Raw genomic sequence first — 11,150 nt, 5'->3', positions numbered from 1 at the left:
GTCCGATCTCATTCAGCTTGTCGTACCCGAGTGGTCTGTTGTCGGGCTACCTTGCCCAGCAGTTGGCGAGAGGGCTTGAGATTGCCGCCAAGATCGGGCCAGGGGAGCCAGTGGTCGGGCACCATAAAGCCGGGCAGGGTACTACGGATCCAGGCTGCCAGTTCGGAGTCGGGAACCGGCTCGCCGTGCCAGTCGATAAAGGCGGCGGGGCGTTGCCCCCACTCGTCGCTCGGCACCGGCACCACCAGCGCCTGGGCGACGGCGGGATGATCTACCAGTCGCTGCTCTATGGTTTCGGGCTGGATGTTTTCGCCACCCGAGATAAAGAGGTTGTCGAGCCGTCCCTCTACCAGCAGCTCCCCTGCCGCAGTGAACCTCCCCTTGTCGCGGGTATGAAACCAGCCTTCGTTATCGAGGGGCAGTTCCAGCTCGCCATCTCGGTAGTAACCAGCAAACAGGGTAGCGCCGCGCACGCAGATCTCCTGCTCCCTGATGCACACTTCCCGTCCCGGTAGCGGTTTGCCAACTACGCCTGCATCGCCGGGGATAGCGGTGCAGACCTGACTGCCCATCTCGGAGAGACCATAACTCACCTTGGGTTCGAGCCCCATGGTGCAGAGGCGGCTCACCAGCGGCTGCGGGATGGCGGCGCCACCGAGCAGCAGCTCGCGCAGGCGGGTGCGGGCGGGAGCAAAACCCTCTGCCAGCAGGCGCCAGAGCTGGGTAGGTACCAGAGACAAGTGAGTGATGGGTTGGCACTCCAGCCGCTCCTTGAGGGGGCGTTCACGTTGATCCAGTACCAGAGTCGCACCCGCCAGAAAGACCCGAAACAGGATGGCGTAGCCGCCCACATGGAACAGTGGCAGGGAGAGCAGCCAGCCGCAGGTCTCATCGAGGGGAATGAGGGTGGCAGAGCCGCGTGCCGAGGCAAGGTGGTTGCAGAGCCGGTGCGCCACCGCTTTCTGCGTACCGCTGGAGCCGGAGGTGAGGATCATGTTGTTGAGCTGAGTCGATTCCAGCGGCCACGCTTCCTCGCTTGCCGGCAGTTCGCGCGTGAAGTCGAGCTGCAAGGGCTGCCAGTTGTCTGCCGGGATCTCCCCTGCCGACCAGAAGGCATCGGCATCGAGTTGCACCGCCAGCTCGCGCTGCTTTTCGAGAGGAAAGGCGGGGTTGAGCGGGCAGAACACCACGCCGCTGCGTACGCAGGCCCACGCCAGCAGCACATCTTCCAGCGCACCGCGCACCACCGCCGCCAGATGAGCGCCACGACGCACTCCGGCTTGTTCCAGCTGTTGGCACAGGCTGTTGAGGCGAGCATCGAGCTGGCGATAACTGAGAGGCGAGGCGGTGTGGATGGCAATGCGGTTCGGGGCTGTGATTGCCCGGTGGCGTACCGGGCAAGGCGTCTGTTCGGGTGAACGGGAGGGGTCAATCACGGTAATACAGTTGCTCCAGTCGGCTCAGATCCGGTTTGCCATCTTCCCCCAGCAGATTGCCTGCCATCCAGCGGCGGGTATCCAGACCCGGCGCCTGTTCCGGCGCCCATTCGCCCGCCAGATGAAACAGCTGGTTCAGGCCCAGATCCGATTCGAAGCAGGAGGAGATGATCACCTTGAGCCGCAGTTCGCGGGCGCGGGCGATCAGCGCTTCGCAGTTGGCGAGTGAACCGAGCAGGGTAGGCTTGAGCACCAGCGCGCGCAGTTGCGGGATCGGCTCCCACGGCTTGCCTTGTGCCAGCAGTTCGTCCAGCGCCACCGGCATGCCGGTGCGGTTGGCGACAAAGGCGATATCGGCAAAGTCGGCGCAAGGGTCTTCCAGATACTCGATACGATTCGGGTCGAGGTGGCCGCAGAAGGTCCACGCCTCCTCGCGAGTCCAGCCCTGGTTGGCATCCAGCACCAGCTTGAGGGAGGGGAGGCGATCGCACAGCAGGCGGATCAGCGCCAGCTCGTCACGCATCGGGTAGCGCGCCACCTTAAGCTTGGCCTTGCCGGGCGTGCGGTGCAGCCACTCTTTCCAGTTGCGCAGCAGCTCCTGGGGGGAGCCTTGAATGAGGGGATAGGGCTCCGGCAGCGGGTTGCGCTGCTCGGGCCATGTCCGGCGCGCGCAGTCGAGGCCAAATTGCACCGACGGCAGCACGGGGTTCGGGGTGTCGCCGGCGGCCAAGGCTGCCAGCGTGGCAAGGGCTTCTGCCTCTGCCTGTTGCAGGCTCTCTTTCGAGAAGCCGGGCAGGGGGGCAATTTCCCCCCAGCCGTCGTTGATGCGCACCAACAGCCCCTCTCGCGCCACCTCCACCTTGCCGTGAAAGGTCAGTGGCTGGGTAAAAGGCAGTTGATAGCGATACAGGGCTAGTGTCATCAGGGGTTCCGCTTGTATTTGGAGAAGTCGGGGCGACGCTTTTCATTGAAAGCGTTGCGGCCTTCCTGACCCTCTTCGGTCATGTAGAAGAGCATGGTGGCATTGCCCGCCAGCTCCTGCAAGCCCGCCTGACCATCACAGTCAGCGTTGAGGGCGGCTTTCAGGCAACGCAGCGCCATCGGGCTGTTTTGCAGCATTTCACGGCACCAGCGCACGGTTTCGCGCTCCAGTTCTGCCAGCGGCACGACGGTGTTGACCAGACCCATGTCGAGGGCTTGCTGGGCATCGTACATGCGGCAGAGGAACCAGATTTCGCGGGCCTTCTTCTGGCCGACGATACGAGCCATGTAGGAAGCACCCCAACCGCCGTCGAAAGAGCCTACTTTCGGGCCGGTCTGGCCAAACTGGGCGTTGTCGGCGGCGATGGTCAGGTCACACATCATGTGCAGCACGTGGCCGCCACCGACTGCGTAACCGGCCACCATGGCAACAACAGGTTTCGGGCAGGTGCGGATGTCGCGCTGGAAGTCGAGCACGTTGAGGTGGTGAGTCCCCTCATCATCCCGGTATCCACCGTAGTCGCCACGGATCTTCTGGTCGCCGCCGGCGCAGAAGGCTTTCTCGCCAAAACCGGTCAGGATGATGGTACCGACCTGATCGTCATAACGGGCATCGGCCAGTGCCTGCAGCATCTCTTTGACGGTGCGGGGGCGGAAGGCGTTGCGCACCTGGGGACGGTTGATGGTGATCTTGGCAATGCCATCGTTGGACTTGTGATAGAGGATGTCCTCGTAACCGGCGGAGCAATCCTGCCACTCAACAGGAGCGTACAGTTCCGCTTCCGTCATTGCTTCAATCATGGTTTTTTTCCTTCTGATCTGGGAGAGTGCAGTTGAGCACCGAGTTGAACACTGAGTTGAGCAATCCCGGCATGTTGAACGGGTGCATACAGTTCAGCTTCCGTCATTGCTTCAATCATGACTCGTCTCTTCTTGTTGGTTGACCCACTCCGCGAGGAGTCGGGCAAAGTTATCAGGCTGATGGGCGTGCAGATTATGGCCGCCATCCAGCACCAAGTGGTTGATTCTGCGATCCTGGTTTGCCAGCTGGCAAGCCAGCTGATGGAATTTGTGATCCCGCTTGCCACTCACATAAGTAACCGGCAGCTGGCTCGCCATGAGCCAGGGGGCGAGATCCGGCTGCTTGCCTAGCGAGGTGGCGCGCAGCATGGTGGCGATGCCCTGACCGTCGTTGCCAAGGCGGCGGGCGATCTGGCTGGCCCGGGCCGCATCGTCAAGATCGGCAAACACCCCTTGCCGGTACCAGTCTGCAAGCACGTCAGCCAGGGGCTCATGCTCAAAGCGCTGCGCCCACTGTTCATCGTGCTGGATGCGGGCGGCCCGTTCACTGGCCGGTAGTCCCGGGTTGCAGTTCTCCAGCAGCAGCCCCTGCAGCCCGGCGGGCTCGCGGCTGGCGTGATAGAGGGCCAGTCGCCCACCCAGCGAGTAACCCGCCAGCAGATAGCGTTCAAGGTTGCGGCTGGCCAGCTCGGCGACCAGCCACTGGTGGCTCTGCTCAAAGTCGTTGACGTTGAGAGCGCTATGCTGACCATGACCCGGCAGATCGAGGGTGATGCATCGGATGGCGGGCAGCCGGTCGATCACCGGTTGCCAGTCGCCGCTATCCCCCAGCAGGCCGTGCAGTAGCACCAGTGGTACATTGGCATCTTTATTTGCCACGGATGGCGGCCCCCAGCGCCTTGAGATCATCGGCCACCTGCTCGCTCGGTACCCGGATCTCGATCAAGGTAACGCCATGTTGGAGGGCGGCGCTGTAATCGCGTTCGAACTCAGGCAGGGTGGTCGGCGCCCGATAGGCGAGACCAAACATGGCGGCAGCATGTTCAAAACTGAGGCCGTGGGGCAGCCGGTAGTAGCTCTCCAGCAGCTCCCCTTCGGTGGGCACCGGCAACATACGAAAGATGCTGCCGCCATCGTTGTTGAGCAGGATCACCACCAGCGGTCGACTCGCCTTGCTGAGCAGGGCGAGGCTGTTGAGGTCGTGCAGGGCGCTGAGATCCCCAAGCAGCAGGGTGGTGGGCTCATCACTGTCCTGCTCGATTGATTGGGCAAAACCGTAGGCGGTGGCGATCAGGCCATCGATGCCGGAGGCGCCGCGGTTGGTCATCACCCGGCTCGGCCCCTTGCCCGTTTCGCCGAGCATATCCATCAGTCGGGCTGGCATGCTGTTGCCGACAAACAGTTGCCCTTCGATCAGGCGGTTGAGGCGATGGCAGACCCCGAGCTCGGAGAAGTGCTCGCAGGCGGCGGTGATCTGCTGGCTGGCGTTATGTTGCAGCTCTGCCAATGTGTGCCAAGGGGCTTGTGTGGTGACCGGATGGGCCGCAGCAAAGGCGCTGGCACTGCAGAGCAGCCGGTTGCGCAGCCGGTAGTCGGGATCTAGCCGCGCCGGTTGCGGATCCACCAGCCAGTAATCCTGCCATGAATGGTGTTTTATGAACTGGCCAAGCCGCTTGGAGACAAGCCGCGCGCCAAATTGCAGCAGCACCTCGGCGCGGCCCAGCTCGGCGACAAATTCAGGGTCGTTGAGCGCCAGATCCATATGGATGAGGTTGCGGCTATCGAAGCGGATCTGGCTCTGCAGGTCTGCCAGTAGCGGCCAGCCGAGTAGTTCTGCCAGTGTGGCGACGGCCTGTGCCTGATTCGGGTCTGTAATGCGGCCAGCTACAACGATGCCGCGCTGTTGTCGAAAGGTTTCCCACTCCGCCTGAGGAGGGCAAGTCGGTTCGCTCTGTTGCCACGGACTCCAGGGTGTCTGCGAGTTGAGCCAGTCACCGAGGGGGGCCAGATAGTCGGAGAAATCCTGATAGTGCTCGCCCGGGTAGAGGGGCTCGGGGTACATGCAGTTGAAGTGCACCACCCCGGGGGTGAGCACCTGCTTGGCCAAGGCTTGGTCCACCGAACTCAGCACAAACGCCGCCGGAATGGTCGGGGTGGGGCTCGGCAGGTTCTGCTGATAGACGGGGTAGCGGCCGAAGATCCCCTGCTGGTCGATCGCCTGATTGGCGCCGTTGTCGATAAGCTCGTGAGGGCGATCGGCGGAGAGAATAATCAGCGGCACGCCGGTGAGCTGGGCCTCTGCCACGGCGGGCCAGAGGTTGGCTACCGCGGTGCCCGAGGTCATGATCACCGCCACCGGCCGGTTGCTCCCCTTGGCCAGCCCGAGCGCCATAAAGCCGAGGCCGCGCTCGTCAAAGTGCAGGTGACGACGAAAGCCCTGATGGGCCGCGGCCGCCATGGTCAGCGGCGCAGAGCGGGAGCCGGGGGCCAGCGCGATGTCGCGCACCCCGAGGCGAAAGAGCTCCTCCAGCAAGAGGGAGGACCAGACGTGGTTGAAGGTGGCGTGCTGGTTCGAAAACGGGGGGCAGGCAAACTCTTCGCTGGCAGGCTCTTTACGGGTGGGCATAGGGGCTCTCGTAGCGTGAAAAGGGTGAATGACTATCCCAGCAGGGAGAGCACATTGGCGATCTTGTTGTCGAGCTCGGCCCACTCGGCGACAGGCTCGGAACCGGCGACAATGCCGGCACCGGCAAACAGGGTGACGCTGCCCGGCTGAATGCGGGCGCTGCGAATGGCGACCGAGAACTCCGAGGTCTCCCGGCTCAGCATGCCGCAAGCACCGGCGTACCAGCCCCGATTATAGGGTTCGAACTCGCGGATAAAGGCGAGCGCCGCTTCGCGCGGGGCACCGCCCACCGCAGGAGTCGGATGAAGGGCGTCGAGCAGGTGCCAGTCGCAGACCCCAGGTTTGAGCTCGGCTTCGATATCGCACTTGAGGTGCTGCAGCAGCCGCAGTTTGAGAATGCGCGGCTCGGTCAGGGTGGCATCGTGGGTCAGTGGCGCCAGACGGCTGAGGATGTCGGCATGTACCAGCCGGTTCTCCAGCCGGTTCTTGCTGTCGGCCAGCAGCTCGGCAGCCAGTTGGGCATCCACCTCTTCATCGCCGGAGCGGCGGATGGTGCCCGCCAGCGCCTCAGTAAAGAGGTGGCGATCTTCCCGGCGGTAGAGCCGCTCGGGGGAGCAGGCGATAAAGGCCTGCTCGGGGGAGAATTGAAAACCGAAGTGGAAGCAGTCCTGGGCGTGGCGGGCCCACTGGTCGAGCATGGCCCAGGGATTGATATCCGCATCATGGTTCGGACTGGTCAGCAGGCTCTCCCGCGACAGCACCACCTTGGGAGTGTGGGCCTGAAAATCGGGGGCAGTGACGCGCTCAACCAGCGTCTGCCACTGGGCGGGGCCGGGGCAATCCTGTCGCTGCCAAGGCTGCTTTTGCAGGGCGGGCAGCGGGGCTTCCGGGCGCAGGGCATCGAGGGCGGCGTCGGCCGCCTGCAGTTCGGCCTCGAGATTGTTTTCATCCAGCCAGAGGTTGAGGCAGAGACTGACGCACTCGCCACGGCGCACCAGCTCGATGCGGGGCAGCACGAAACGGCAGGGGCCAAACCCTTGCCAGCCGGACTGGGCCGGATCGAACGCCAGACCGCCATAGTAGCGGGGGCTGTCATCATGGGGCTCTGCCGTGTTGCTGCACACCTGACGGATATCTTCCGGCGCAGTCAGCTCCTGAATGGCGCCCAGCGCGACATATTCGGGGCTGCTCTGGCCACGGGCATGCCAATAGATACGCGGATAGAGGGTTTGCGCCGCGAGCCAGCCCAGAAAAGAGCGGATCTCGAACGTCACGCGCAGCCGCACGAAGCCGCTGGCCTTGCTGTGACGCAGGGCGTCCAGTTGTTGCTTGATATGGGTCTGAGCCAACATGGATTCTTTTCTGAGCCGGGTAGTAACGAGCGATCCGGTAGCTGGATGCCGTAGGTTTATGCCAAAGGGCGATGATTTCCTATATATTATCTGCCCATTCGTCCATGTAAATCGCCCGCGGGAGCTTCACTCTCCGGGGCCAAGTATACCCAAATCCGGTTCGATAACCCTTAACACGATCAATATCCGATTGTTTGGCCATCACAAAATGACAAATACCTTCTCTGTTTGGTTGCTGGCGGCGCGTTTGCGAACATTGCCGCTCGCCTGCTCTTCCATCCTGCTGGGCTCGGGGCTGGCTGCCAGTCGTGGTGCCTTCGATGGCGCCATCATGGCGCTCTCCCTGCTGACCGCCATCCTGCTGCAGATCCTCTCCAATCTGGCCAACGATTACGGCGATGCGGTCTCCGGCGCCGACAACGGCGAGCGGATCGGTCCGCAGCGGGCGGTGGTCTCCGGTCTTATCACCAAAAAGCAGATGTGCGTGGCGATGGGGCTGACCGCACTGGCGGCGGTGGCCAGTGGCCTGCTGTTGCTGGGCTGTGCCTTCGGCGGCCAGTGGCTGCAGATTTTGGCATTTGTGGTGCTGGGTGGCGCGGCCATCGTCGCGGCGGTGACCTACACCGTCGGCAAGACCCCTTACGGCTATCGCGGGTTTGGCGATATCTCTGTGTTCCTCTTCTTCGGCCTGCTCGGGGTGCTCGGCTCCTACTACCTCTTCACCAAGACGCTGGAGTGGGATCTGCTATTGCCTGCCACCGCCTGTGGCCTGCTGGCCACCGCCGTGCTCAATATCAACAATGTGCGCGACATCGAGACCGACGCCGCCAGCGGCAAGATCACCCTGGCGGTGCGCCTTGGCCGCCATCGCGCCATCGCCTATCACTGGGTACTGCTGGGGGCAGCGCTGCTGGCGACCATCGCCTTTATCCTGATCCAGCCCGCCAGTTTCTGGCCGTGGATCTTCCTGCCCGCCATGAAGCCTCTCAGCGATGCGGCCAAGACTCTTCGCGAAAGCTACGATGGCGAGGTGCTGACCGGTTCCCTCAAGAAGACCGCCATCAGCGCGTTTCTGTTCAGCCTGCTGCTCTCCATCGGGTTGGCGCTCTCCTGATGAACGACCGGCTTGTTGTTATGTGAAACGGGCTCCCGAGGCGGGAGCCCTTTTTGTGTGCCGATGCTACGCGTTGGTACTGAATCAGTCAGACAGGAAGACTGCCATGCGTGCATCACTCAAACAGAAAATCATTCAGGTATGCCAGCAGAAAATCGCCCAGAAGGGGGAGACGGTCGGGCTCTCCTTTTATGCTTTTTTTGCCAATCGCAATGACGATCCCGAGTTGTTGATGGAGGCGGCGACCTGGTGGATCCGGACCCACAAGCTCGATCACTTCGAGAAGGCCAAGAAAATTCTCTTGTTGGTCGAGCAGGAGTGATAGTCGGCGGCCATGAAACAGAGAGGGCTCCCAAGCGGGAGCCCTCTATGCTGGTTAATGATGTTATCGACTAGCTGGCGCGTGCCACCCTGAGAGGGCGGCGGGAGAAAATCAGGGTATCCAGCAGCCAGATGGCGACCATGGAGGCGCCCACCAGCGGGAAGGCGATCCCCAGCAGGATCAGCAGGGCGATGGCACCACGCATCGGCGGCAATTTGGCGGGCAATGGCGGCGCGGCGAGACGCCCTTGCGGGCGGCGGCACCACCAGATCCAGAGGCCGCTCACGGCGCTGGCCAGCACCATCAGGCAAATAAGCAGCATGGCGAGCTGATGGGGCCAGCCGTAGAGCTTGCCCATGTGCAGCATGACGCCGCTCTCCACCGTTTTGGCGACCGGGCCGTAATCCTGCCAGCGCACATCGGCCAGCACCTTGCCGCTGTATTGATCGATATGCAGGGTGGCGTCGTTGCGCGGATCGTCGGCAAACAGGGCGATGGTGTAGACGCAGGTGGCGCCGACCGGCGGTGTGATGCTGTAACCCGGTTGGACTCCCCGTTCATTAGCGATCTCGACCACCCGTTGCAGCGCAATGTGCTGGCTCGCCATCACCACTCCCTCGTGCTCGCCGTGGTTCATGGCACCGTGATCGTGCCCCTCATCGACCGGCTGCGAGCTGGGCATGGGGGTGTTCTCCACCGCCCAAGGGACGGTCTGCTCATGGGCCTGATTCAGGGTGCGGGCCAGCGGCGCCGATTTGGGCACCTCGTTCCACATGGCGGCCGGGAAGCGGTTCCAGACCGCGGCGAACTGATCGCCCCAGAAACCGGTCCAGGTCATGCCGCTCAACAGCAACAGCAGCAGGAAACCTGCGCCCCAGAAGCCGACCACGGCGTGCAGATCGCGCCACCAGAGGCGGCCACGCTGGCTCACTCTGGGCCAGAGAATACCGCCCACGCCAGGCCCCTTGCGCGGCCACCAGAGATAGAGTACGCTCAGCAGCAACACTATCCCCCAGCCGGCAGCCAGCTCGATCAGCCTATCTCCGGTGGTACCGAGCAGTAGCTCGGCGTGCAGAGCGCGAGCGACTGCCTGCAGATTCCACTTGTTATCCATGGTGCCGAGCAGGGCGCCGCTGGCGGGATCCATAAACAGAGTCAGCTCCTGTTCACCCCGATTGACGATGAACTGAGCGCTCAGGTCGGGAGCGGCAGGCGGCAGGTACTTACGCAGGCTGGCATCGGGCATGGTCATCATCGCCTTGGCCAGTAGCTGGTCGGCACTCAGGGTCTGGCTGGCGGGGGTGACCTTCATCAGCTCGGGGTACATCAGGTTGTCGAGCTGGGGTTTGAACAGATAGACGATCCCGGTCAGTGACAGCAGGATCAGGAAAGGTGCGACAAAGAGACCGGCGTAGAAGTGCCAGCGCCAGATCCGTTGGTAATGACTCGAGTCCCTGTTTTTCATTGCACATCCTTGTTGAGGTGCCAAACCTTTCGGCTGGTGGAATGTTTGTGGCGGCGCGGATGATAGCAGTAACGTTTCGTTAACTGCAATCGCACATCTTGAGACCGATTCAGTGCGGGATGTGGGTAACATGAGGTGCCGACGGTTTGCTGGATAGGATGACCACGCTTTGGGGAAAGCCTGTTTGCTGCTGGACTTTTCCTTATAAATTATTACCTTGTGGTAACAATTTGCAGGCGATGGTGGTGGTAACGGAATGGGAGCAGTCATGCAGCCACATGGGCAATTCGACATGGAGCGCAGGGGCCAGATGCTGATCTGCCGCCCGAGTGGCCCCTTCAATTTGGCAGGTGCCATGGCCTATGAGGCGCGATTTCGTCACGAACTGGCCGGTCTGATGGATGGCCCCTGGGGGATTGTCGAGGTCGCAACCGAGTTTGAAGCGGCCGGGCCCGAGGTGCTGGCCTGTTTTCGTCGCCAGTTTGGCTGGTGTGCCGAGAGTGGCTGTCAGTTTCTGGCGGTGGTTTTCGTAGGGGGCTTCAAGCGCTATCTGGCGGATAACATCTTCAAGGGATTGCCCTTTCGGGCGGTACGTTACTTCGAGCAGGAGGCAGCGGCCATCCAGTGGCTGGGGGAGCAGCTCAACACCGCTCCCTGTGAACCTGCGAGCGCTTGACGACCCCGAATTCTGGTTGGCTCGGGTTTACTCCAGCTTGATAAACCACTTGTCCCGCTCGTCAACGCAGTCGGGTTCACCCATTTCGAATTCACGGCAGATCAGCGGTCGCACCTCGTAGATACGGCACATCATGGTGTTGCGGTCGAGGGCGGCGCACCAGCCATCGTCCAGCCGGCGCATGACCGGTATCTCGCCATCCCGTTCCAGTACATAACGGTCCGGCACGCCGGTATCGGTAAAGAGCATCACCTCGAGGCGGCAGCAGCAGGCTTCGCAGTTCTGGCAGCTCACTTCGGTTTGGATTGCTTGGGTCATGGTGCCTGTCTTGCCGCATGGCGGCATTGGAGATATGAAACAGGCGCCTGTCAGGCGCC

12 protein-coding genes are annotated in these 11,150 nt (G+C 62.4%); 3 read left to right on the top strand and 9 right to left on the bottom strand.

The annotated features are described in order from the left end of the window. Window positions 1-8: 8 nt before the first annotated feature. From menE to ACTG2J_RS18345, 7 genes are read right to left on the bottom strand one after another with little or no spacing between them, the layout of a single operon-like run. Window positions 9-1,436 (bottom strand): o-succinylbenzoate--CoA ligase, encoded by a 1,428-nt coding sequence (gene menE, locus ACTG2J_RS18375; protein ID WP_439997764.1) that lies wholly within the window; start codon window positions 1,434-1,436, stop codon window positions 9-11. Then, window positions 1,429-2,358: an o-succinylbenzoate synthase gene (gene menC, locus ACTG2J_RS18370; RefSeq protein ID WP_005335937.1), complete on the bottom strand. Its 930-nt coding sequence runs from the start codon at window positions 2,356-2,358 to the stop codon at window positions 1,429-1,431. Before menC ends, menE begins: the two co-directional genes overlap by 8 nt. After that, window positions 2,358-3,218, bottom strand: a complete 861-nt coding sequence (menB, locus tag ACTG2J_RS18365; protein WP_021231674.1) for a 1,4-dihydroxy-2-naphthoyl-CoA synthase — start codon at window positions 3,216-3,218, stop codon at window positions 2,358-2,360. Before menB ends, menC begins: the two co-directional genes overlap by 1 nt. Then, window positions 3,215-3,337 (bottom strand): hypothetical protein, encoded by a 123-nt coding sequence (locus tag ACTG2J_RS18360; RefSeq protein WP_265177483.1) that lies wholly within the window; start codon window positions 3,335-3,337, stop codon window positions 3,215-3,217. Before ACTG2J_RS18360 ends, menB begins: the two co-directional genes overlap by 4 nt. Continuing rightward, complete coding sequence (gene menH, locus ACTG2J_RS18355; protein WP_439989252.1) at window positions 3,330-4,127, bottom strand: 2-succinyl-6-hydroxy-2,4-cyclohexadiene-1-carboxylate synthase; 798 nt, start codon at window positions 4,125-4,127, stop codon at window positions 3,330-3,332. The genes ACTG2J_RS18360 and menH overlap by 8 nt, the downstream gene beginning before the upstream one ends. Next, entirely contained in the window at window positions 4,087-5,844 is a 1,758-nt protein-coding gene (gene menD / locus ACTG2J_RS18350) for a 2-succinyl-5-enolpyruvyl-6-hydroxy-3-cyclohexene-1-carboxylic-acid synthase (RefSeq protein ID WP_439997763.1), read from the bottom strand. Before menD ends, menH begins: the two co-directional genes overlap by 41 nt. Window positions 5,845-5,876: 32 nt before the next feature. Continuing rightward, complete coding sequence (locus ACTG2J_RS18345; protein ID WP_113739887.1) at window positions 5,877-7,196, bottom strand: isochorismate synthase; 1,320 nt, start codon at window positions 7,194-7,196, stop codon at window positions 5,877-5,879. A 208-nt stretch (window positions 7,197-7,404) separates the two neighbouring features. Between ACTG2J_RS18345 and ACTG2J_RS18340 the strand changes: the two genes are divergently transcribed. Together ACTG2J_RS18340 and ACTG2J_RS18335 are read left to right on the top strand one after the other, a co-directional pair. Then, entirely contained in the window at window positions 7,405-8,310 is a 906-nt protein-coding gene (locus ACTG2J_RS18340; protein ID WP_162628413.1) for a 1,4-dihydroxy-2-naphthoate polyprenyltransferase, read from the top strand. A gap of 106 nt (window positions 8,311-8,416) precedes the next feature. Continuing rightward, window positions 8,417-8,632, top strand: coding sequence for a DUF6500 family protein (locus tag ACTG2J_RS18335; protein WP_005363132.1), 216 nt, complete (start codon window positions 8,417-8,419; stop codon window positions 8,630-8,632). 70 nt (window positions 8,633-8,702) lie between these two features. On the opposite strand, the gene ACTG2J_RS18330 is transcribed toward ACTG2J_RS18335, so the two are convergent. Then, a complete protein-coding gene (locus ACTG2J_RS18330; protein WP_439997762.1) occupies window positions 8,703-10,097 on the bottom strand; it encodes a PepSY-associated TM helix domain-containing protein in 1,395 nt (464 codons plus the stop codon). Between the two features lie 268 nt (window positions 10,098-10,365). Between ACTG2J_RS18330 and ACTG2J_RS18325 the strand changes: the two genes are divergently transcribed. Then, window positions 10,366-10,773, top strand: coding sequence for a hypothetical protein (locus ACTG2J_RS18325; RefSeq protein WP_439989254.1), 408 nt, complete (start codon window positions 10,366-10,368; stop codon window positions 10,771-10,773). A 27-nt stretch (window positions 10,774-10,800) separates the two neighbouring features. Here ACTG2J_RS18325 and ACTG2J_RS18320 read toward each other — a convergent pair whose 3' ends face one another. Beyond that, window positions 10,801-11,091, bottom strand: coding sequence for a YkgJ family cysteine cluster protein (locus ACTG2J_RS18320; RefSeq protein ID WP_113739883.1), 291 nt, complete (start codon window positions 11,089-11,091; stop codon window positions 10,801-10,803). Between the last annotated feature and the right edge of the window lie 59 nt (window positions 11,092-11,150).

The organism is Aeromonas sp. 6P, assembly GCF_051919525.1.
Taxonomy (GTDB): domain Bacteria; phylum Pseudomonadota; class Gammaproteobacteria; order Enterobacterales; family Aeromonadaceae; genus Aeromonas; species Aeromonas veronii.
This window is presented reverse-complemented; position numbering and strand designations above follow the sequence as displayed.